This is a genomic window from Embleya sp. NBC_00888, from assembly GCF_045207655.1.
Lineage (GTDB): Bacteria > Actinomycetota > Actinomycetes > Streptomycetales > Streptomycetaceae > Embleya.
Window position 1 is genome coordinate 1,112,498 of the sequence record NZ_CP108785.1, and the last position, 20,742, is coordinate 1,133,239.

At 72.0% G+C, this 20,742-nt stretch carries 20 protein-coding genes; 7 read left to right on the top strand and 13 right to left on the bottom strand.

Translation table 11 applies throughout. The annotated features are described in order from the left end of the window. Nucleotides 1–14 precede the first annotated feature (14 nt). Nucleotides 15–2,780: an AAA family ATPase gene (locus OG948_RS39055; RefSeq protein WP_331769719.1), complete on the bottom strand. Its 2,766-nt coding sequence runs from the start codon at nt 2,778–2,780 to the stop codon at nt 15–17. A 113-nt stretch (nt 2,781–2,893) separates the two neighbouring features. Here OG948_RS39055 and OG948_RS39060 point away from each other — a divergent pair, with 113 nt between their 5' ends. Continuing rightward, complete coding sequence (locus tag OG948_RS39060) at nt 2,894–3,688, top strand: alpha/beta hydrolase (RefSeq protein ID WP_331769720.1); 795 nt, start codon at nt 2,894–2,896, stop codon at nt 3,686–3,688. A 369-nt stretch (nt 3,689–4,057) separates the two neighbouring features. Here the strand turns inward: OG948_RS39060 and OG948_RS39065 are convergent, their stop codons facing one another. The 4 genes from OG948_RS39065 to OG948_RS39080 form a co-directional block, all read right to left on the bottom strand. Beyond that, complete coding sequence (locus OG948_RS39065; RefSeq protein ID WP_331769721.1) at nt 4,058–5,005, bottom strand: helix-turn-helix domain-containing protein; 948 nt, start codon at nt 5,003–5,005, stop codon at nt 4,058–4,060. Nucleotides 5,006–5,290: 285 nt separating this feature from the next. After that, nucleotides 5,291–5,932: a TetR/AcrR family transcriptional regulator gene (locus tag OG948_RS39070; protein WP_331769722.1), complete on the bottom strand. Its 642-nt coding sequence runs from the start codon at nt 5,930–5,932 to the stop codon at nt 5,291–5,293. 167 nt (nt 5,933–6,099) lie between these two features. Further along, nucleotides 6,100–7,491, bottom strand: a complete 1,392-nt coding sequence (locus OG948_RS39075) for an amidase (RefSeq protein ID WP_331769723.1) — start codon at nt 7,489–7,491, stop codon at nt 6,100–6,102. Continuing rightward, on the bottom strand, nt 7,478–7,684 hold the full coding sequence (locus OG948_RS39080; RefSeq protein WP_331769724.1) for a hypothetical protein: 207 nt from the start codon (nt 7,682–7,684) through the stop codon (nt 7,478–7,480). Before OG948_RS39080 ends, OG948_RS39075 begins: the two co-directional genes overlap by 14 nt. A gap of 148 nt (nt 7,685–7,832) precedes the next feature. On the opposite strand from OG948_RS39080, the gene OG948_RS39085 reads away from it, so the two are divergent. The 5 genes from OG948_RS39085 (at nt 7,833) to OG948_RS39105 (ending at nt 12,261) form a co-directional block, all read left to right on the top strand. Continuing rightward, nucleotides 7,833–9,161, top strand: a complete 1,329-nt coding sequence (locus tag OG948_RS39085; RefSeq protein WP_331769725.1) for an MFS transporter — start codon at nt 7,833–7,835, stop codon at nt 9,159–9,161. A gap of 12 nt (nt 9,162–9,173) precedes the next feature. Beyond that, the gene (locus tag OG948_RS39090) at nt 9,174–10,109 is read left to right on the top strand and encodes an MBL fold metallo-hydrolase (RefSeq protein ID WP_331769726.1); all 936 of its coding nucleotides are present in this window, start codon (nt 9,174–9,176) and stop codon (nt 10,107–10,109) included. A gap of 816 nt (nt 10,110–10,925) precedes the next feature. Then, on the top strand, nt 10,926–11,522 hold the full coding sequence (locus OG948_RS39095) for a polysaccharide deacetylase family protein (protein WP_406300544.1): 597 nt from the start codon (nt 10,926–10,928) through the stop codon (nt 11,520–11,522). A gap of 169 nt (nt 11,523–11,691) precedes the next feature. After that, complete coding sequence (locus OG948_RS39100; protein WP_406300545.1) at nt 11,692–12,030, top strand: SDR family NAD(P)-dependent oxidoreductase; 339 nt, start codon at nt 11,692–11,694, stop codon at nt 12,028–12,030. A 90-nt stretch (nt 12,031–12,120) separates the two neighbouring features. Further along, entirely contained in the window at nt 12,121–12,261 is a 141-nt protein-coding gene (locus OG948_RS39105; RefSeq protein WP_406300546.1) for a hypothetical protein, read from the top strand. A 106-nt stretch (nt 12,262–12,367) separates the two neighbouring features. Here the strand turns inward: OG948_RS39105 and OG948_RS39110 are convergent, their stop codons facing one another. The 3 genes from OG948_RS39110 to OG948_RS39120 all read right to left on the bottom strand — a co-directional run bounded on the left by OG948_RS39110 (nt 12,368) and on the right by OG948_RS39120 (nt 14,788). Beyond that, the gene (locus OG948_RS39110; RefSeq protein ID WP_331769728.1) at nt 12,368–13,036 is read right to left on the bottom strand and encodes an alpha/beta fold hydrolase; all 669 of its coding nucleotides are present in this window, start codon (nt 13,034–13,036) and stop codon (nt 12,368–12,370) included. Between the two features lie 439 nt (nt 13,037–13,475). After that, nucleotides 13,476–14,375: a phosphotriesterase gene (locus tag OG948_RS39115; protein WP_331769729.1), complete on the bottom strand. Its 900-nt coding sequence runs from the start codon at nt 14,373–14,375 to the stop codon at nt 13,476–13,478. Continuing rightward, nucleotides 14,372–14,788 (bottom strand): carboxymuconolactone decarboxylase family protein, encoded by a 417-nt coding sequence (locus tag OG948_RS39120; protein ID WP_331769730.1) that lies wholly within the window; start codon nt 14,786–14,788, stop codon nt 14,372–14,374. The genes OG948_RS39115 and OG948_RS39120 overlap by 4 nt, the downstream gene beginning before the upstream one ends. Before the next feature lie 92 nt (nt 14,789–14,880). Here OG948_RS39120 and OG948_RS39125 point away from each other — a divergent pair, with 92 nt between their 5' ends. Next, a complete protein-coding gene (locus OG948_RS39125) occupies nt 14,881–15,444 on the top strand; it encodes a CGNR zinc finger domain-containing protein (RefSeq protein ID WP_331769731.1) in 564 nt (187 codons plus the stop codon). Nucleotides 15,445–15,707: 263 nt separating this feature from the next. Here the strand turns inward: OG948_RS39125 and uxaC are convergent, their stop codons facing one another. From uxaC to OG948_RS39150, 5 genes are all read right to left on the bottom strand, one after another. Continuing rightward, nucleotides 15,708–17,111 carry a glucuronate isomerase gene (uxaC, locus tag OG948_RS39130; protein ID WP_331769732.1) on the bottom strand — a complete coding sequence of 468 codons (1,404 nt, stop codon included), beginning with the start codon at nt 17,109–17,111 and terminating at the stop codon, nt 15,708–15,710. Between the two features lie 391 nt (nt 17,112–17,502). Beyond that, complete coding sequence (gene larB, locus OG948_RS39135) at nt 17,503–18,204, bottom strand: nickel pincer cofactor biosynthesis protein LarB (protein WP_331769733.1); 702 nt, start codon at nt 18,202–18,204, stop codon at nt 17,503–17,505. Beyond that, nucleotides 18,197–19,042, bottom strand: a complete 846-nt coding sequence (locus tag OG948_RS39140) for an ATP-dependent sacrificial sulfur transferase LarE (RefSeq protein WP_331769734.1) — start codon at nt 19,040–19,042, stop codon at nt 18,197–18,199. The genes larB and OG948_RS39140 overlap by 8 nt, the downstream gene beginning before the upstream one ends. A gap of 84 nt (nt 19,043–19,126) precedes the next feature. Then, nucleotides 19,127–20,500: a mannitol dehydrogenase family protein gene (locus OG948_RS39145; RefSeq protein WP_331769735.1), complete on the bottom strand. Its 1,374-nt coding sequence runs from the start codon at nt 20,498–20,500 to the stop codon at nt 19,127–19,129. After that, entirely contained in the window at nt 20,497–20,682 is a 186-nt protein-coding gene (locus OG948_RS39150; RefSeq protein ID WP_331769736.1) for a hypothetical protein, read from the bottom strand. The genes OG948_RS39145 and OG948_RS39150 overlap by 4 nt, the downstream gene beginning before the upstream one ends. Between the last annotated feature and the right edge of the window lie 60 nt (nt 20,683–20,742).

Here is a 20,742-nt window from a genome sequence, read left to right on the forward strand (position 1 = left end):
GCGGCGGCAATCGGTCACATGACTGCGCCGCCGGAGCCGCCCGGTGCTGCGGTACTGCCGTCACTGGCGGCAAGGGCGTCGCGCAGCGCGGCTCGGGAGGTGATCCCGAGCTTGGGGAAGATGCGGTACAAGTGGGCCGAGACGATGCGCGGCGACAGGTAGAGGCGCTCGCCGATCTCCTTGTTCGTCATTCCGGAGGCCGCCGGTTCGGCGACCTCCAGTTGCTGGGCGGTCAGCTCCGGCACCGCCGCCGGACGTGTGGTGCCGACCGCGCGGCGCGGCTGTGCGGTGACGGTGACGCCGGTGGCGCGCAGTTCCTGTTCGGCGCGGAGCTGCCAGGCGGTGGCGCCGATCCGGCCGAAGACGTCGGCCGCGCGGCGCAGTTGGGGGCGGGCCTCGCCGGGCTGGAGGTTGCGGCGGTGGAGTTCGCCGAACGCCAGGCGGAGCCGGGCCTGGTCGAACGGCCACTGTTCGATCCGCGGCAGCGCCAGCGCGCTCTGGAACCGGGTGACCGCGTCCGCGTAGTCGGCGGTCATCGCGTGGGCGGCGGCCAGGTGCAGCCGCAGCCTCGGGGTGCGGGCTTCAAGGCCGGCGGCGGCCCGCAGATGGGCATCGGCTTCGGTCGTCCGGCCAAGGTGTACGCAGGCGTCGACGAGGTCGAACACCAGCCAGGGCGCGTAGGTGGCGGCGCAGGGCAGGGCGCCGGGCGCGGTGACCCGGGTGCAGTAGTGGTACGCGGTCTCGTAGTCGCCGGCCGACAGGGCGGCGAGCGCGAGGTTGCGGGCCGACAGCGTCAGGTGCAGGCCGCTGCCGCGCGCCGCCGCCCACCGCTCGACCGTGCGGCTGTACTCCCGAGCGGTGTCCTCGTCACCGCGCGCGGCGGCGATCCAGCCGAGCGCCGGCCGCAAGTCGTGGGCCGGCAGTTCCAGATCGTGGCGGATGCACAGGTCCAGCCCTGTGGTCGCCGAGATCTCCGCCTCGTCCCACTGACCGGCCAGAAATTGTTCGTGGGCGGCGAACCAGTGTCCACTGGCCGCGTGGGTGATCGCGCCGGTGCCGGTCTCCTGCACGATCAATGCTCGGATGCGTACGCGGTGTTCGTGCAGGGCGTCCAGCCAGGCGGCGGCCCGGCACAGCTCGGCGACCTGCCCGGGCGGGGCGGGGTCGGGCAGGTCGTCGAAAGCCGATCTCAGCACCACCGAACGTTCGGAATCAGGTGGCGTTCCGGGGTTCAGGACGGTGTTGGCGAGGTCGACGAGCCCGCCGCCCGACCGCCCGGCGAGCGGCGCGTCGACCTCGGCCCAGTCGGCGGCGTCCTGCCGGTAGGAGGCCACGATCACCCGGGTGAGCAGGGCGCGGTCCAGCGCCGGGCCCGTGGTGTCGGGGAGCCGGGCCAGGATGCCGCGGGCCGCGGCCAGATCCCCGTCGCGCAGGAGCGCGATCCTGGCCCGGGTGGTCCGCCCCTGCAGCGCCCTCCCGGGATCGGCGTCCTTGGCCTTGTCGAGCAGCCGGGCGGCCCGGTCGAGTTGCCCGGACTCGTCGGCGAGTTCGGCGGCCAGGTGGAGTCTGCGCGAGGCTTCGGCGGGGTCGGGGGTGAGGTCGGCGGCCTTGCCCAGGGCGTCGACGGCCGGCCCGGTGCCGCCACGGACGCTGATCGCCCGGGCCGCGGCCTCGATCTCGGCGGCGACGGCCTCGTCCGGTTCCACCGAGGCCGCGGCCAGGTGCCAGATCCGGTGTTCCGGATCGGCCTTGTACCGTTCGGCCAGCACCATGTGGGCGGTGCGCAGTTCGTCGGGCGACGCGGTGCCGGTGATCGCCGAGCGAACCAGCGGATGCCGGAACCGGATGCCCGAGGGGGTCGAGTCGCGGGTGACCAGACCGAGCCGCTCGATCTCCAGCACGTCGGCGGCGGTCAGCGCGACGGGGCGGGCGCTGTTCTCCAGGCCGCCGCCGTCCAGCGCGGTGACCAGCAGCGCGGCGCGCAGCGGGGCGGAAAGCGTCAGCGCTCGGCCGGCGAACCCGGCCTCCAACCGAGTACGCACCGGCGTCCCGCTGGGGAGCATCTCCATCGGGGTCGCGGCGTCGGTCCCGATCACGGCCGGGAGTTCGGCCAGCGCGAGGGGGTTGCCCGCCGCCTCGTCCAGCACCCGCTGCCGCACCGCCGGCGGAAGCCCGGGGTGCAGGAGGTCCAGCAGCTCCCCGGCGGCGGCGCCGGCCAGCGGTGCGACCTCGATCGTGTTGATGCCCGGCGTGACGCGCTCACTGGCGGTCAGCGACCTGCGGGCGAAGATCGCCCGCAGATCCCAGCGGCCCAGCCGCAGCAGGATGAACATCATGACCTCGCGGGTGGGGTGGTCGACCCAGTGGGCGTCCTCCACCGCGATCAGCACCGGCCCGTCGGCGGCCATGGCCGCCACCACCGCCAACGACGCCACCGAGATCGCCGGCCGGTCCGGAACCGGCCCGTCGGCCAGACCCAGCACCCGCCGCAGCACGTCCCGGTGGAACGGCTCGACCTTCTCGACGTAATCCATGATCGGCGCGAAGAGCTGGTGCAGTCCGGCGAACGCCAACCGCGCCTCGCTCTCGAATCCGCAGCCGCCGATGACCCCGATCCCCTGGTCGCGCGCGTAGGCGATACCCGCGTTCAGCAGGGCGGTCTTGCCGACTCCGGGGTCACCGTGCAGTACCACGTTCGGCAGCGTCCCGGGCGCGCGGTCGACGGCCCGCCGCAGCTCGGTCAGCTCCCGCTCCCGGCCGATGATCAGGTCGTCGGTCATCCTTCCCCCCGCCCGGTCGTCGCCGCCCCGAGTCCCCCCGATGCAGTCATTTGACCGATGGCACGCCGGGTGCCGGGGGCGAAGCTGAAGACCGCGGCGAGTGAGGGGTAACCATGCCGTTCATCCGTTCGGGTTCCCCGGACACACACCTGTTCTATGAGGACTTCGGCGCCGGTCCACCGATCGTTCTGCTGCACGGCTGGCCGCTGTCGGGCCGGTTCTGGGAGGGGCAGGTCCGGGCCCTCGTCGAGGCTGGCCACCGGGTGGTCTGTCCCGACCGGCGGGGATTCGGCCGCTCCGCCCAGCCGTGGGAAGGGTACGACTACGACACCTTCGCCGCCGACCTCACCGCGATCCTGCTCGCCTTGGACCTGGAGGACGCGGTGCTGGTCGGGCATTCGACCGGCTGCGGCGACGTCGTCCGGTGCGCCGCCTCGGGTTCGGTCCGGCCGCGTGCGGTGGTGCTCGCCGATCCGGTCCTGCGGCTGGACCCGGACACCGATCCGACGGTGGCCGACGATCTGACCGACGCCGGTCTCGGCTACCGCATCGCGATGCTCGACGACGTCCTGCGCCGCCTGTTCTCCGTCGACGGCCGGCCGGCCCTCGACCAGGCCACCCACCGGTACCTGCTCGGCCTGGCCGCTGCCGCCTCCCCCAAGGGCGGCATCGACGCGATCACCGCCTGGGCGCACACCCGTTTCACCCACGACCTCACCCACCTGAAGGTCCCCACCTTGATCGTCCATGGTGCGTCCGACGCCTTCGCGCCGTTCGAATCCGGTCCTGTACAGATCGCCGCACTGATCTCCCACGTCGTGCGTGTGGAGATCCCCCACGCCCCCCACGCCGCGCCGTTCACCCACGCCGAACAGTGGACGCGGATCCTGCTGGACTTCCTCGCCTGACGACTGGTGGAACGCCGGTGCCGTAGGCAACCTCCCGGGCACCGGCGGAAACGGTTCCGTGCATCGTGGCAGCGCCGCGATACGCGAACTTGACCGTGCGCGCCGGTTTGTGAACCCACGGCGCCAGGAGTTGCTCCGGGTCTGGTGGAGCCTCGACCGGGCCTGTTGTGGTCGGTGGCCGGCCGGACGACCGGGGGTACGGACGGCCGGACAGCCGGACGGCCGGGGGTACGGATCGTGGCCGCGACCGGTCACTCCGACGCCGATGAGCCCGGCGGCTACGGGCCGGGGAGTCCCAACCGCGCGTGCCGGATGCCGAACTCCGGCTGCCGCTCCGCCGCCGGAGGAGGTCCGGGCCCGGCGGGCCGCTCAGCGGGAGCGCCGGCGCCATTCGTTGGGGGTGGTTCCGTAGGTCTGGCGGAACCGGCGGGAGAAGTGGACGGGGCTGCCGAAGCCCCAGGACCGGGCGACGGCCTCGATGGTGCGGTGGGCGTGTTCCGGCGACGCCAGGTCACGGCGGCAGCCTTCCAGCCGCCGACGGATGATCCACTGTTCCAGGCTGAAGTCGTTCTCCTCGCAGAGCCGGTAGAGGGTCCGCAGGGAAATGCCGTGGGCCCAGGCGATGCGCCGCGGGGTGAGCTCCGGGTCCGCCAGGTGCAGGCGGACGTAGGCGAGGATCCTGGTGAGGAGGGTGTCCTCGGCGACCTTCCGGCGCACCGGTCCTTCCTGGGTCACCGAGACGATGAGGGCGCGGGTGAGTTCGAGGGTGGCCGAGGCGAGCTTCTCCGCGCCGGCCTCCGCGCTGAGCCGGTCGGCGTTCTGGTGCAGGGCGTGGATGTGGTGCAGGAGCAGCGGACCGATACTGCTGTTCGACAGCAGCGGAATCGCCTCGCGGACCAGGTGCTCCGGCAGGCCGAAGCGGTCGGCGTCGACCATGAACGCGACGGAGAGCCCCGATCCGGACCAGCCGTATTCATAGCCGGCGCTCTTCTGGGCCAGGGCCAGGGTGCCGGGTCCGACGTACTGCTGATGGCCGTTCCAGGTGAAGGCACCCCGGCCCTGGCTCTGTGTGATGATCGAGATCGTGTTCATCGAGTCGAACCGCGCGTTGTGCGCGGTGCGCCGGATGCTCATTCCCGAACCGTGGGTGGCGAACAGAGTCAGCGGACCGAAGTTCCAGGCTTCGAGTCTCTTCCACACTCCCGCGCCGGACCGCTCCTGCTCGATCGAGCAGCTGCCGGTCTCACCCGCGGCCGCGGCGTGGTAGGCCTCGGCCCGCTCTGACGCCGGAAGTTCGGCAGTGTCCAGGATCAGCACGTCGCCCCCGGCGTTGTGACGGCACGGCCTGCCGCGGCGGCCCTGTCACCAGGATCCTTGCGCGATCACCGTCGGCGCGGGCCGGGCGGTCGCCGCCCGAGTATGCCGCGAACGGGCCCACGCGCGGGGGTGGTTCACGGACCTGACCGGTCCGGCCCGATCCGGCCGGCGCGGCTCCCGACAGACGACAACGTCCCTCTCGGCGGACGCACGCGCTTCGCCCGGCCGATTCGAACCCGCTCGAGACGAACACCGACTCCGGCCGGCACGGCCGTCTTGGCCCAGCTAGAGTTGCCCCCCACCTGGTCGGGTTCCCGCCGGGTCCGGGGCCGGACCTCCGGCGGCGACGTGCTCCGGGAGCCGTCCCTCAGGCCCGTCGAGCGCGTTCGTCACGAGTTCGCGCGCGTACTCGGCGTCCAGCCGGCCGGGGCGGAAGAGGATGCGGTACATGATCGGCGCCACGACGCGATCGATCATCCGCTCCGTGTCGGGCACCGGCTCCCCCCGTAGTACCGAACGGTTCAGCACGGCGTCGATCTGTTCGGCGGCGTAGGCCGAGCACTGACCGGCATTGGAACCGTCCGGGTCGCCGAGCAGCGCGTCCCTGATGTACGCGCGCCCGGGAGGAGAGGCCATCTCGTCGAGGAACTGCTCCGCCCAGGCGTCGAGATCGGCGCGCAGGCTCCCCAGGTCGGCCGGATCCGTTTCCGGGCGCAGCCGTTCGACCGCGACGTCGGACAGGAGTTCCTGCAGGTCGCCCCAACGGCGGTAGATCGTGGAGGGGGTCACACCGGCCCGGGCGGCCACCATCGGGACGGTCAGCGCATCGCGGCCCACCTCACCGACGAGTTCACGCACCGCCGCATGGACGGATTCCTGCACACGTGCGCTGCGCCCGCCGGGGCGGGCCATCGGCTTGGGGCTCATGCGATCCACCTTAATGCGAATCCGTTGCTTCTAAGCCGTCCCCGCCGGCGGCACTCCGGGGGGCGGCGTCACCGCTCACAGGACCACGCGTCCCCGTGCCGGTGGCCGCCTGAGCCACCGACGGACGTCCCGTGCCACCGGTGCCGGCCGGAACGTCCGCCCGGATCTCACGCCGCGATCGGAGCGAGCCGCCCCGCGCCGACCGTCGCCGCCTCGTAGACCCGGCCCACGCGGAGCACCGTCGCGTCGCGGAAGGGCCGTGCCATCAACTGCATTCCGATCGGCAGTCCGGCGCGGTCGTGACCGACCGGCAGGGTCAGAGCCGGTACGCCGGTGATGTTGGCCGGGGCACAGAGGCGGACGTAGCTGTCGGACACGGCCTCGGTCGTGCCGTCGGTCCACTCGACCGCGCCCTGATCCGACCTGGCGGCCGTCATCGGCACCGTCGGAGCGGCGAGGACGTCGATCGCGTCGAACATGCGGGCCCAGGCATCGCGCATCATCGCGCGGGCCCGCTGGGCGCGGAGGTAGTCGCCGGCAGAGGTGAGTTCGCCGGCCTCCAGCAGAATGCGGACGTCCGAGGCGTAAAGGTCGGGCGTGGTCCGCAGCGACCGCTCGTGGTAGGCGGTGGCCTCGGGAACCATCAGCCCCCACTGCACGGCCTGGATGTAGCGGGCCATCGGGATCTCGACGTCGACGAGTTCCGCCCCGAGCTCCGCCAGCCGCTCGATCGCGCGGCGCACGGACTCCTCCACCTCGGAAGTGACCCGGTCGAAGTAGTGGTTGCGCGGTACGCCGACCTTCAGTCCCCGCAGATCTCCTGCCGCGAAGAGGTCCGCCGCGGGACCGGACACGCTCGCCGGGTCGCGCGGGTCGTGGCCGGCCGTCGCGGACAGCACCAGCGCCGCGTCCTGGACGGTGCGGGTGAGCGGGCCTACGTGGTCCAGGGACCAGGACAACGACGTCACGCCGGAACGTGGGACGAGGCCGTACGTCGGTTTGAGGCCCACCACGCCGTTGAGGGCGGCGGGAACCCGGATGGAACCGCCCGTGTCCGTGCCCATCGCGAATGTCGCTCCGCCGGAGGCGACGGCCACCGCCGAGCCGCCGCTCGACCCTCCCGCGACGCGGCTGTGGTCCCAGGCGTTGTTCGTCTGGGGTGTGGTCAGGCCGTAGGCGAACTCGTGCGTGTGCGTCTTGCCCACGAGGACGGCCCCGGCTGCGGCGAGCCGCGCGGCCACCGTGCTGTCGCGTTCGGCCACATGCCCTGCCCGGACGTCGGAACTCGCTGTGGTGGGCATCCCTTCGGCGTCGATCAGGTCCTTGAGCCCCATGGGGATTCCGTGCAGTGGGCTGCGCGGTCCGCTGCCGGAGATTTCCCGTTCGGCCCGGAGCGCCGCGGCCCGGGCCGCATCGGCGGCGATGGTGACATAGGCGCCGAGCCGTCCTTCGACCGCGTCGATGCGGTCCAGTACGGAATCGGCGAGTTCGACGGGGGACAGCTCACGGGCGCGCACGGCTCGGGATGCCTCGGTGAGCGACAGCTCAAAGGGTTGCATCGATGTTCTCCCATCCTGCTCGGTAGGAGGCCGCGGGAGGGATGTCGCCGAAGTCGAGATCGCGCAGCGTGGTGATGACGGAGTGGATGTGGTTGGCGGTCGTGGCCACCCCTTCGTGACGGTCGCCCCCCAGAGGGAGCCCCGCCCGCAGCGCCCCGCGGGCTGCCTCCTGGGGAGTGAGTGCGCTGGTCATGGCGTCCTTCCGAATCTGTGCGGTGCGTCGGGTCGGGCAGCGGCACGCGACACCCGACCACTTAAAAGCTAACTATTTGCTTTAGGTGACGGTAGGACCTACGGTGAATAAACGCAAACGGATTGCTTTTAGCTCGGGAAGGACCCTCATGCAGAGCGTCTCCGCGGGCCTCGTGTCTCCCCGCACCTTCGTCTCGGGCCGGCTGCCCTTCGTGTTGCACGCCTCGATCGTGATCGCGCTGCTCGCCGCATCCAGCGCACCGACACCGCTGTACTCGCGCTACCAGGCGCAGTGGCAACTGTCCGCACTCGACATCACCGTGGTCTTCGGCGCCTACGCCCTGGCACTGCTGATCGCGCTCCTGACGACCGGCGCCCTCTCCGATCACATCGGGCGCCGCCCCGTCCTGATGGGCGCACTCGCGGTCCAGGTCGCCTCCATGGCCCTGTTCGCGACGGCAGACGGCCTGACCACCCTGATCGGTGCCCGCGTGTTGCAGGGCATCGCCACCGGCGCGGCCACCGGCGCGGCCGGCGCGGCTCTCCTCGATCTGGAGAGCCCCTCACGGCCCGGGCGCTCCGCTCTGGCCAACGGCATCGCTCCCGTGACCGGCATGGCGGCCGGCGTCATGGGAGCCACTCTCCTGGTGCGCTTCGCCCCCAATCCGACGATCACGGTGTACGTGGCCCTGATCACCCTGTTCGCCGCGCAGGCCGCCGCCCTCGCATGGACGTCCGAGACCGCCGGCCCTCGTCCCGGCGCACTGCGCTCGATGCGCCCTCACCTGGCGCTGCCGCCCGCGGCCGCCCATGCCCTCCTGCTCAACGGTGCCGGCGTAGTGGCCGTCTGGGCACTCGGTGGCTTCTACTCGTCCCTGGGCCCGGCCTTCACCCGACTCGTCTCCCCCGGCGGCCCCGAGTCCGCGGGCGGCATGGTCTTCTTCACCCTGACCGCCGTCGCCGCCCCGACGGTGTACTTCACGCGCGGGATGCGTCCCGACGTCTCCGCCCTCCTCGGAAGCTGCGCGGTGATACCGGCGGTCGGCCTGTCCCTCGGCGCCCTTTTCCTCGCCGATCCGGTTCCGCTCTTCGCCGGGGCGGCGCTGGCCGGATTCGGCTTCGGAGCCGTCTCCCAGGGTGCGCTGCGCGCGGTGGTCGACTCGGTCCCGGCACGGGAGAAGGGCGGCACCCTCGCCTCCTATTACGCACTCGCCTACCTGGCGATGAGCCTGCCCGCCATCGGGGCCGGGGCCCTCGCGGCCGGCTTCGGACTGCGTACCGCGGCACTGGCGTACGCCACCGGCGTGGCAGTACTGGCCGGCATCGCGGTGACGGCGCTGTCCCGACCCGTACTGCGCGGCAGCCGCCGAACACCGCCCCGTCCCTCTCCCCATGGCCCGGTGCCGAACAACACCGCACCCGCCTCGGCGGGTATCGCCACGCCCGTCCCCTGTGTCCTCGCGACACGCAACAGGTAAGGAAACAGATCGATGCTCACGGCTTCGCACACCGGCCCGACTGCCACTCCCAAGGCTCCCTCGTGGACCGTGGGCGACCACACCGTCCGGCGCATCGACGAGGTGGTCCTGCCTCCGCAGACCGGTCCGTGGCTGCTGCCCGGGGCGACTGCCGACATCGTCGCCCGGACGCCCTGGCTACACCCCGACTTCGCCGACGAACAGGGCGTCCTGCGCCTGGCGAGCCACAGCTTCGCCGTCGAGGTGGACGGCATGCGGGTACTGGTCGACACCGGTATCGGCAACGGAAAGCGGCGCGCCAACCCGGCCTGGCACGACCTGGACAGCGACTACGAATCGCGACTTCGCGCGTCGGGCTTCGCACCGGAGAGCGTGGACCTCGTCGTCCTGACCCACCTCCACGCCGACCACGTGGGGTGGAACACGCGGGCCGAGGGCGACGACTGGGTGCCCACCTTCCCGAACGCGCGCTATCTCACCGCTCGCACCGAATGGGACTACTGGGCCGGTGTCGAGATGGAGGAGGCGCGCCGGCAGATGTTCCGCGACTCGGTCCATCCCGTCCGGGACGCGGGTCTGTTCGACCTCGTCGACGTCGTGGACGCGGGCACGGCCATCGCACCGGGCATCCGCCTGCTTCCCACTCCCGGGCACACGCCGGGACAAGTCGCGGTCGAGCTGAGCGACCGCGGTGAGACCGCGCTGATCACCGGCGACAGCATCCACCACCCCGTCCAGATGTCACATCCGGCGCTCTGCAGTTGTGTGGACATCGCACCCGAACTCGCCGCCAGGACCCGCAACCGGGTGCTCGACTCGCTCGCCGGTACGTCGACCCTCCTGCTCGGCAGCCACTTTCCGCCGCCCACCGCCGGACATGTGCGGCGTGAGGGGGACGCGTACCGACTGGCCCCGGCCACGTCCGGGATCACACCCGTCCACACCTGATCCGAGCCGGTCATCCGGGCCGTCCCCTGCGCCTGGTCGGCGGTGGGGGTGGTGCGGCGGACGGGGCGGTGGGCGGGGCGGGTCGGATGGTGGCGTCGGTCACTTGGCAGGGTTCGGTGGTCGGGGCTGGTGGTGCTGGTGGGATTGGTGGGGTTGACGGTTTCAGGACGACGCAGATGAGAGCCCTGGTGACGGGTTGTCGCACGGGTGTTTACCCATGGTGGCCCGTTGCGCGAAACCGGAGAATCTGAGCAAAGTCGACATTCTGCCCGGATCAAGTCGCGTCTACACGCGTGACCCGTTGTCGATTCTTCCGGAGTTCGTGTGCCTAAGCCCGTCCTGACGTCCCAGCCGTCCGTCGCCCGTCGCGTGCGGCCCCCCGCGCTCCCCGGTCGGGGAGTCGCCCGCCGACTCCCGGCCCTGGCGGTGGTCGGCGTGCTCGCGTTGACCGTCGCCGCGTGTGGCTCCGGTGACGGCGCGGGGCACGCCCGGACCGACAAGGCAGCGGCGGTACCCGTGAATCCGCCCACGCCGACCGCCCCGGACCCGGCACCGGACGGCCCCGGGGCGCGGGGCGCGTCCCCCACCGGCCCGACCGAGACGACCGCCCCCGGCCCGTCGGACCCGCAGCCGTCGGCGTCGGCGTCGGCACCCTCGAAGCCGCGCCCCTCCGCGCCGCCGACGGGTCCCGCGTCGACGACCCCCGGCGCGCCCTCGTCGGCCGCGACGCCCCGCGGCTCCGGCCACGCCGCACCGGCCGACCCGCCCGCGCCGGCGGCGAATCGGGCCGCGGACATACCCCCGCCGCTCGTGCCCATGGGCATCGTACGAAGCACCACGGACCCCGGTCACCGCACGGTCGCGCTCACCTTCGACGACGGCCCCGACCCGCGGTGGACTCCGAAGGTGCTCGCGCTCCTCGACCAGTACGACGTCAAGGCCACCTTCTGCATGGTCGGCCCCAACGCCTCGCGCCACCCCGATCTGGTGCGCCGTGTGGTCGCCGCCGGCCATCGACTGTGCGACCACTCGGTCACGCACGACGAGCAGATCGACAAGCGGTCGGCCCCGCGAGTCGAGCACGAGGTCGTCTCCGCGCGCGACGAGATCGCCCGGGCCGCCCCCGGCCACGACGTCGACTGGTTCCGCGCGCCCGGCGGCGCGTGGTCGCCGACCGTGCGCCAGGTCTCGGCCGCGTACGGCATGAAGCCCCTCGGCTGGTCGGTCGACACCCGGGACTGGGAGAAGCCCGGCGTCGACGCGATCCTCGACAACGTGCGCCGTGAGCTGCGCCCCGGCGGTGTGGTCCTCATGCACGACGCGGGCGGCGACCGCACCCAGAGCGTCGAGGCGCTCGCGCGGCTTTTGCCGTGGCTGAAGGACCAGGGCTACCGATTCGCGTTCCCGGGCTGAGACGACCGCGCCCCGGCCCGACCCCACGCGACGGGCAACGCATGCTCCCGTCGGCGGGGGTGGTTCCCGGCGACAAGGCCCGCGCCAGTAGGCGCGGGCCTTCGCGTTCGACCATGGGGCTGACTCTGTACGAAAAGCCGCACAGTCGGCGGGGTCTTCTCAAGTGAGGTTGCGCAGCGCTTCGTCCTCTGTGCTGCCGGGCCGGGGGAAGTACACGTACAACGTGCACGGCGTGGTGACGGTCCTCAAGGCCGCGCTGCCCGGCATGCGGGCCCGCCGCTCGGGGCGCATCGTCAACATCTCCTCCTTCGGCGGCCTGGCCGCCTTCCCCGCGACCGGCCACTACCACGCCACGAGGTTCGCGCTGGAGGGCCTGTCGGAGTCCCTGGCGGCGGAACTCGCACCGCTGGGAATCGCGGTGACGATCGCCGAGCCGGGCGGTCTGCGTACCCAGTGGGCGGGGGAATCCATGCAGCAGTCTCCGATACGCCTGGACGACTACGAGTAGACCGCCGGCAAACGCCGTGAGACCACGCTGACCGTCTCCGGCCGCCGGCCCGGCGACCCGGCTCGCGCCGCCGCGGCCATCGCCGCGACCGTGGACACCGAAGTACCACCGCTACGGCTGCTCCTCGGCTCCGACGCGCTCGCCGGAACACGCGCCCGCCTGGAACGGATGCGAGGCGAGGTCGATGCGAACGAGGCACCGACCGCGAGCGTGGATCTGCGGGAAAGGTGAGCGGCATGGGCGCGTTCGTCGTGGTCGGCGCCGGCACGAGCGGGACCCTGCCGAAGGAAAACCGTCGGGGATGGCGGGAGCGGTTCGGTCTTCGCCGGGTGCTTCGCTATACCGAGTCGAGCAGGATCTTCAGCAGGATGTCGGGTGCGTCGCGCATGACGTTGTGCCTGCTGTCGACGTCGTGCACCGTCCAGAGCGGGTCCGCCAGCAGTTGTTCGCGCAGGGACTCGAACGGCGATTCGCCGTCCCATCCGGTCGCGTACACGTAGTCCCGGCGCCGGAAGCGCGCCAGGTCGCCGTCGCCGGTCAGCCGCAGTCGCTGGATGAGCGAGGCCAGCGGGTGGGCCGTGGCGCGCGGGTCGAAGAACGGCAGCGGCGGGACGGCGTATCCGGTCTCGCCCGACTCCAGGTACCACTCGCGCTCGGCGGGGACCAGGCTCCAGCACGAGTCGCCGTCGCCGGGGACGAGGGCGTCCACGTAGACGAGGGAGTCGACGCGGTCCGGAACGCGGTCGGCGACTCCGGTGGTGACCATGCCGCCGTAGCTGTGCGCGACCAGTACCGCGTCCTCGATCTGCTCGTCCAGCAGCGTGTTGACCACGTCCTGGATGTGCGTCTCCAGGTTGACGGTCGAGGTGAGCAGATGGGCACGCGCGCCGAGCCCGGTCAGGGTCAACGGGTACGCCTGGTGCCCGTGTTCACGCAACCGCCGGGCGAGCGGCTCGAACGTCCATCCGCCGTGGCACATGCCCGGGACGAGAACGAAGGTGGCCAAGTCGTGCTCCTCAGGGAGGGCGATGGATGCAGCGGCCGTCGCCGATCGGGCGGGACGGCCGAATCCCCACTCTGCGCGAACAAGATCGTTTGGCGCAAGGGCGGGGCGAGGATGGCACTTGCGCCTGCAGGATCGGTACTTGCGCCTCCGGTAGGGGGAACCGTGAGGGTGGGGGCGGTCCCAGGGGAAGGGCGAAGCCCCGGAGCCGGCCGAGCCGCGCCGCCTGGTCCCGGCCGCCGCCGAACCGCGCGGTCTCACCTCGACGGCCACGCCGTTCCCATCTCTCGGCCGGACGATCCCAGGACCTCCTCCGCTCACACTGCCGGAACGACACGCCAACTGCCCTACGGACAAAGGCAGATCCAGGCCGTGCCTCCGGATGCCGCATGGACGACCCGATGCGACACCCACCGGACAACACCGCAGGACCCACCAGTCCTCACTCCCAGTCCGCGGCGAACGCCCGCGCGGGGTTGTCGATGAACACCTCGGCGGCGAACTTTTCCCCGAACTCGCGTGCCAACCTCGGGCGCAGGCTGTGCAGCAGGAAGGGCATGCCGGGTCCGCCGCCGCTGGACGCGCGCGCCGTCGCTGTCGTGGTGTCCCCGCCGAGCAGGATCTGATGGCCGTGGCCCGCTTCGGCGAGCGCGGCCAGTTCGTCGAACAGCCGCCAGTCGGTGGCGTGGTGAGCACGCGAGGGGCCGTCGAAGCAGAGGAACGCTCCGGTGTGGGCGGCCTCCAGATGAGCTCGCGTGTCGGGCGAGCGGCCCAGATGGCCGAGGATGACCGCCTCGGAACGTACCGCCGACACTCCGCACAGCAGGTCCATGACCTGCGTCGCGGCCGTGCCGCCTTCGAGATGGACGGCGATGGGCGCGTCGGTCGCCCGGTGTGCCTCGGCTGCGGCGACCATCACGTGTCGTGCGTGCGCGTCGAGGCCGTGGAAGCCTCCGGCGACCTTGATCAGCCCCGACCGGACCGGCGCCTTGGTCAGGTCGTGGACGAACAGTTCCGCGAGCCGGTCCCGGATCCGCGCGAGGTGGTCGGGGTCGTAGTGGACCGCCTGGTGGAGTCCGGTCGCCGAGACGACCTGGATGCCGGTCTCCCGGGCGAGTTCGACCAGATCCGCACGACGGCGACCGAGTCCGCGCGGCGTCCACTGCACCACGGTCCGTCCGCCGAGCCCGCCGAAGGCGCGGAGTTCGGCGGCGGCGGCCTGCCGATCGTCGAGTTCCTGGCCCGCCAACACGGGGCTGCGGAAGAACAGATGGTCGTGTGCGTCGGTGACACCCATGTCCGGGGCGGGAATGTCGCCGAGCACGGTACGGATCGCGCTCATCCCGCGTCGCCCCCGGTCTCGTCTTCGGCGGCGGCCGCGAGCGCGCCGGCGGCGACCCGCAGCCCGGCAAGCGCCTTCGGCACCCCGATGTACGGCGCGAGATGGACGAACACCTCGACGATCTCCTCGGCGGTCAGCCCGACCCGCAGGCCGCTCCTGACATGGCCCTCGAGCTGTGGGTCGACTCCGCCCAACGCCGTGAGCGCGGCCAGGTTGATCAGTTGCCGATCCCGCAGGTTCAGACCCTCGCGCTGATACGTGCCCCCGAACAGGGACGTCACGATCCAGTCCGGGAAGCCGGGCGCGATGCGCTCCAAGCCGGGGAGCGTCGCCTCCTGGGTGTGCCGGTCCTGGAGGTCGTCCAACAGTCGGTAGCCCTGCGCGCGGTCGAAGCGCGCCTCACGCAACTCCATGATGATTTCCCATCCTGCCCATCCGGCGTTCTGTGTAACGGGTGTCCCGTTACATGGCGACAGCGTAACGCCTGAGGCGTTACGCTGTCGCCATGCACAACGAAGACGCCCTGGCCTTCCGGTTCGACTGCGGCGCGACCTGGCTCAACCTGCTCGCCACCCGCGGCCGCAGCTTCAGCGCACACCCGGTCGAACGCATCGCCACGCCCGAGCGGCTGGCGGAATGGGTCGAACACAGCGAATTGACACCGCTCCGCAGGCTGACCGAGGTCGACGTACGCCGTACCCAGGGCCTTCGCGAGAACCTGCGCCCTCTCGCCCTCGCGGTCGTTACCCAGGCAACACCACCGGCCGAGGCCGCCACCGCAGTGACCCACTTCCTCGACGAAGTCACCGATCCCGTAAGGCTCGTGGTCACCGATCGGCTCACCCGCGAGCCCCCGCCAACGATGGACGCGGCACTCGCCCGCATCGCACGCCAGGCCGTCGATCACCTCACGGGCGCCGACCGCCACGCCCTGTCCGTCTGCCCGGAACACGACTGCCGGGGCGTATTCGCCAATCCGACCGGCCGCCGCCGCTGGTGCCCCTCCCCGGCCTGTGCCAGCCGCGGCCGAGTCCGGGCCCTTCGCGAACGCCGACGAACCGCCGACTGATACCGCCGACTGATCAGGAATACATCGGAAGCGCGGGTCTGCGGGCCACGGAGATTCGGAGTGGACGGCGGGTCTTGCGGCGGGGCGAATCCGGGTGCCTACGGGAAGTCGCCCACGCCCGAGGCGGGTTGTCGATCGCGAACTCGGTGTGCCGCCGACCCTCCACGCGGATCGCCCCGCTCGTCGGGGCGCCGTCGGGCAGTTCCCCCACGTTCTCGTCCGTCCCGACGCCCGGGCACGAGGCCGGGACGTCGGGACGGTGATCACAGCTTGAACGCCTTTCGCGGGTTGACCGTGACCAGATCCACCGCCGTCTCCATCGCCTCGTCCTCGTCGAGTCGGTGCTCGGCGACCAGTTCGGCGAGATAGCCGCAGTCCAGCCGCCGCGACATGTCGTGTCGGGCGGGGATGGAGCAGAACGCTCGGGTGTCGTCGACGAAGCCGGACGTTCGGGAGAACCCCGCTGTCTCGGTGACCGCGCGGCGGAACCGGCGGATGGCGTCGGGGGCGTCGAGGAACCACCACGGGGCACCCGCGTAGACCGAGGGGTAGAACCCGGCCAGCGGAGCGATCTCCCTGGTGAAGACGGTCTCGTCGAGGGTGAACAGGATCAGGTGGAATCCTTCGGCGGTTCCGTACCTTTGCAGGAGCGGACGCAGGGCGTCGGTGAACTCGGCGCGCAGCGGGATGTCGTGACCGGTGTCGGGGCCGTACCGGTGGTGGGTGGGCGCGTGATGGTTGCGGCGCACGGATGGGTGCAGGGTCATCACGAGGCCGTCGTCGCAGGACATGCGGGCCATCTCGAGCAGCATGTGTCGACGGAAGGCGACGCCGTCGGCTTCGCTCGCCGTGCCTCGCAAGGCGGCCCGGTAGATGCGGGCGGCCTCGCCGTGGGTCAGCGGTTCGGTGCCCACGTCCGGGTGGCTGTGGTCGGCGGAGGTGGCGCCGTGCGCGATGAAGTGGCGTCGTCGGTCTTCCAACGCTCGGATGTAGCCGTCGTAGTCCGAGGTGTCGATGTCCGCGGCCTCGCCCAGGCGCGCCACGGCCGTTCCCCAACCCTGACCGGGTTCCAGGTAGCGGTCGGGTCGGAAGGTGGGCAGGACCCGCGCCGTCCACTCGGGGTCGGCGGCCAGTGCCCGGTGAGCGGCCAGATCGTCCGCGGGGTCGTCGGTGGTGGCCAGCACCTCGATACCGAAGCGACGGAACAACGCCCGCGGGTGGAAAGCCGGTTCGGCCAGCCGCGCGGCGATCCGGTCGTAGCTCCGGTCGGCCGTGGCCGCGGCGGGCCGCTCGGTCACGCCGAAGATCTCGACGAGTTCCGCCTCCATCCAGTAGCGGACAGGGGTCCCTCGGAACGCGGTCCAGTGCTCACACATCGAGCGCCACACCTGGCGGCCCTGCTGTTCGGACAGTGGCCCCTGCCCTACCCCGAGTTCGTCCAGCGGGACACCGCAGGCGTGCAGCAGGCGCGTGACGTAGTGATCGGAGGAGATCAGCAGACTCGCCGGATCGCTGAACGGCTTGTCGTCGACCAGCAACTGCGGGTCCACGTGACCGTGCGGCGACAGGATCGGCAGGTCGCGGACCGCTTCGTAGAGACGGCGGGCGACGGCGCGTGCTTGTGCGTCGACCGGCAAGAGCCTGTCGGGATGGAGTGAGGAGGGCATACTCCGCATGGTTGTCCGCGGCCGGAGGCCACGGCAATCGGTTGTCATGTGTTGCCGCGAGAGCTTGTGTCGCGGGTGTTGGCACAGGCGCCGATCAGCAAGGCCTGTCGACGACTTGGGCCATGCGTGGGACCGAGCGCCCTGCCGCCCAGACGGAGAAAACCCCCGCCGACACGGATCGAGACGGGCCGGCATATCGGAATGCCGCGGGTGTGCGGACGACTGCGCGGTCTGCCGCCCGTCTCACGTCCGACCACGGACCTCGCTTCCGATCACGGACCTCGCGTTCGATCACAGACCTCGGGCCGGCGCTGAAACTCGGATCGAGGCTGGATCTCGGGTCGAGGCGGGTCCTCGAATCCGCCGGGGGTAGCCGGCCACGGCGCGGGGCTCATTCCCGGCCGTCCGACCCCCACGATGGAGCGCCGCCCGCCGGCGTGAGCGGTGCCGCGATCTGCGCGGCGAGGTGCCCGGCCCCGAAGCCGTTGTCGATGTTGACGACCGCAACCCCGGGGCTGCACGCGTTGAGCATCGACAGCAGGGGGGCCAGGCCGCCGAAGGCCGCCCCGTAGCCGACCGAGGTCGGCACCGCGACGACGGGCGCGGCAATCAGCCCCGCCACCACGCTGGGCAGCGCACCGTCCATGCCGGCGGCGACCACCACGACCCGGGCGGAGCGCAGCAGGTCGAGCATGCCGATCACGCGGTGGAGCCCGGCAACTCCCACGTCCACGGCCAACTCACAGCGCCGTCCCAGATAGCGGGCGGTCAGTTCGGCCTCGAGCGCCACCGGGAGGTCGGAGGTGCCCGCCGCCAACACGACCACGAGACCTCCCTCCGGAGCGGGCGGTTCGGGCGGCCACACCAGCAACCGGGCGTCCGACTCGTGACGGGCGTCGGGCAGTTCGGCGAGGACGGCCCGCGCGTGCTCGGGACCGGCGCGGGTGAACAGGGCCACCGCCCGGCCGCGCTCGCGCAGCTCGACGGCGATCGCGCCCACCTGGTCCGGGGTCTTCCCCTCGCAGAAGATCGCCTCCGGATATCCCCTACGGTCGATCCGGTCGTGGTCGAGACGTGCGAACGATTCAGCCATGGCGGACTCCGATCAGGGAAAGCGTGAAAGCGCCCGATTGCATGCCTGCGAGATCGACGGCGACCATCCGGAACCCGGCGGCACGGACCACCGCCAGAGCCTCTTCGCGCAGGTCGCCCGCGAGCGCAGCGATCTCGGCGACGGGCACCTCGATCCGTGCGACATCGCCGTGGTGGCGGACCCGGCAGTCGCTGAAGCCCAGCCCCCGCAGGCCCCGTTCCGCCGCCTCCACCTGTCTCAGCTTTTCCGGTGTGACCTCGCTGAAGTGCGGGATCCGCGAGGCCAGACAAGGCGCGGCCGGTTTGTCCGCGCACGGCAGGCCCAGCGCGGCGGCGATCCGGCGGACCGCCGCCTTGTCCAGGCCCGCGTCGGCGAGCGGGCGCAGCACCCGGTGGCGCACGGCGGCCCTGCCGCCGAGACGGTCCGCACGCACCACGTCGTCGGCGTTCTCCCCGTAGGCGACGGCCGTCAGGTCGTGCGCCCGGACCACCTCCGCGGAAATGCGGGCGAACAACTCGTCCTTGCAGTGGAAGCACCGGTCGGGGCCATTGGCCCGGTAGGCCGGCAGGTCGCCCTCATGGGTGGCGACCTCGACCACGCGCGCACCGATCCTCGCGGCGACTCGCAGGGCTGCCGTCCGCTCGTCCGCGGCGAGGCTGGGCGAGACGCCGAGCACCGCGACCACGCGGTCGGCGCCCAGCGCTCGGACGGCCAGGGCCAACAGCACGGAGGAGTCCACTCCCCCGGAGAAGGCCACACCGAGCCGTCCGGGCGTGTGCAGCAGTGTTCCGACGCGGTCGGCGGCCTCGCTGTCGGTGTCGGACAGTCCCGGGAGCATGACGTGCTTCTCCTCCTGCTGATACTTGTCGGTCCGGGGGATGTCCCAGGTTCCCGACGTCCACGCCGATGACGACGCCTTCGGTCAGGCGAGTTCCCAGGCGCGGGCGGTGAGCGCCTCGACCAGTTCGGCGTCTCGGGCGAGGGCGGGATCGAGGAAGGCCAGCACGGCGTGCGCGGCGTCGGACGGTGATCCGGCAAGGACCGGGGCCGCGGCATCTCGTACGGGGATCCCGTTGCTTCCGAGCAGGTGCAGCAGCCACGCGGCGATAACGCGGAGCGCGCCGGGCGGCATCGCCCCGGACGTCCGCTCGGCGTAGAGCGTCGGAAGGATACGCACCGGGATCTTCTGGGCTCCGTCCTCGGCGATCTTGGCGAGGGTGTGCCGGATGCGCGGGTTCGCGAAGCGGGCCGTCAGCGCGTCCCGGTAGGCGGCCAGCGCGGTTTCGGGGAAGTCCAGGTGGGCCGAGGCCTCGTCCCACCATTCGCGCACCCAGACCCGGCAGACCGGATCGGCCACGGCCTCGGCGACGGTGGCGTGCCCGCGGAACGGCGCCGCGTACGCCAACAGCGAGTGGGCGCCGTTGAGCAGCGACAGTTTGCGTTCCTCGTACGGCGTGACGTCGGCGACGAAGCGGGCACCGGCGTCCTCCCAGCGGGGCCGCCCGGCCGGGAACTCGCCGTGCAGCACCCACTCGGTGAACGGCTCGGTGACGACGGGCACTTCGTCGCGGCGCCCGGTCGCGTCGCGGACGGCGGCCACGTCGTCCGCGGTGGTCCACGGGGTGATCCGGTCGACCATGGTGCCGACGTACGAGGCGTGCGCGGCCGCGTCGCGCCACCCGGGGCGCCCGATCGCGTCCGCCAGTTCGCCGATCACCCGTGCGGTGACCTCGCCGTTTCCCGGCAGGTTGTCGCACGGCACGATTGCCACGGGGCCGCCGCCCGCGAGCCGCCTGGCGGCCAGCCCGGCCAGCAGCCGCGCGGCGACGGTCGATACCGGGGCGTTCGGATCGGCGCGGAGTGCGGCGATGTCGGCACTCACATCGGCGCGTCGGGTGTCCAGGCCGCCCCCGGGGGCGCGTGTGTACGCCGCCTCGGTGACCGTCAGGGTGACCACCGCGAGTTCCGGCCGCCGCCAGTGGTCCAGCCACGCGGCGTGGTCGCCGCCGGAGTGCGCCGAGGTGAGCGAACCGATCACCTCGAAGCGGTCGCGGTCGGGAGCACGGGTGGCCAACGTGTAGAGCCCGTCCTGGGCGGTCAGCCGCTCGGCGATCGCGGTACTGCGCCCGGTGAACGCCGCGATCCCCCACCGGTCGGCGTCGCCGGCGTGCTCGGTGTACCAGGCCTGATGGGCCCGGAAGAAGCCACCCAGGCCGAGGTGGAGCATGCGCACCGGCGCGGCGGGGCGTCCGTCGACCGCGCGGGACAAGGGCCGGGTCGCGGGTTGGGCGGTCACAGTTCGAAGACCTTTCGCGGGTTGACGCTCACCGGTTCCGCCGCCGCCTCGCATGCCTCGTCCCGGTCGAGCCGGTGCGGTGACGGGATCGGCAGGTCGCGCACCGTCTCGTCGCAGTGCGGGGCGAGGGCCCACACACCGGGGTCGACGGGAAGTAGCCGGTCGGAGCGGAGGCTTGGCATGACGGCATGTTCGTTGCCGTCGGCCCGGCGCGGCAACCGGTTGCCATGTGTTGCCCTGGG

Excerpts from the sequence above, each read along its gene's own strand:
- OG948_RS39120 (WP_331769730.1), bottom strand. The coding sequence starts at position 14,788 with ATGGAGTTGCGTGAGGCGCGCTTCGACCGCGCGCAGGGCTACCGACTG.
- OG948_RS39115 (WP_331769729.1), bottom strand. The coding sequence starts at position 14,375 with ATGAGCGCGATCCGTACCGTGCTCGGCGACATTCCCGCCCCGGACATG.
- OG948_RS39055 (WP_331769719.1), bottom strand. The coding sequence starts at position 2,780 with ATGACCGACGACCTGATCATCGGCCGGGAGCGGGAGCTGACCGAGCTG.
- OG948_RS39140 (WP_331769734.1), bottom strand. The coding sequence starts at position 19,042 with ATGCTCCCGGGACTGTCCGACACCGACAGCGAGGCCGCCGACCGCGTC.
- OG948_RS39125 (WP_331769731.1), top strand. The coding sequence starts at position 14,881 with ATGCACAACGAAGACGCCCTGGCCTTCCGGTTCGACTGCGGCGCGACC.
- OG948_RS39075 (WP_331769723.1), bottom strand. The coding sequence starts at position 7,491 with ATGCAACCCTTTGAGCTGTCGCTCACCGAGGCATCCCGAGCCGTGCGC.
- OG948_RS39095 (WP_406300544.1), top strand. The coding sequence starts at position 10,926 with ATGGGCATCGTACGAAGCACCACGGACCCCGGTCACCGCACGGTCGCG.
- uxaC (WP_331769732.1), bottom strand. The coding sequence starts at position 17,111 with ATGCCCTCCTCACTCCATCCCGACAGGCTCTTGCCGGTCGACGCACAA.
- OG948_RS39070 (WP_331769722.1), bottom strand. The coding sequence starts at position 5,932 with ATGAGCCCCAAGCCGATGGCCCGCCCCGGCGGGCGCAGCGCACGTGTG.
- OG948_RS39150 (WP_331769736.1), bottom strand. The coding sequence starts at position 20,682 with ATGCCAAGCCTCCGCTCCGACCGGCTACTTCCCGTCGACCCCGGTGTG.
- larB (WP_331769733.1), bottom strand. The coding sequence starts at position 18,204 with ATGGCTGAATCGTTCGCACGTCTCGACCACGACCGGATCGACCGTAGG.
- OG948_RS39060 (WP_331769720.1), top strand. The coding sequence starts at position 2,894 with ATGCCGTTCATCCGTTCGGGTTCCCCGGACACACACCTGTTCTATGAG.
- OG948_RS39080 (WP_331769724.1), bottom strand. The coding sequence starts at position 7,684 with ATGACCAGCGCACTCACTCCCCAGGAGGCAGCCCGCGGGGCGCTGCGG.
- OG948_RS39090 (WP_331769726.1), top strand. The coding sequence starts at position 9,174 with ATGCTCACGGCTTCGCACACCGGCCCGACTGCCACTCCCAAGGCTCCC.
- OG948_RS39085 (WP_331769725.1), top strand. The coding sequence starts at position 7,833 with ATGCAGAGCGTCTCCGCGGGCCTCGTGTCTCCCCGCACCTTCGTCTCG.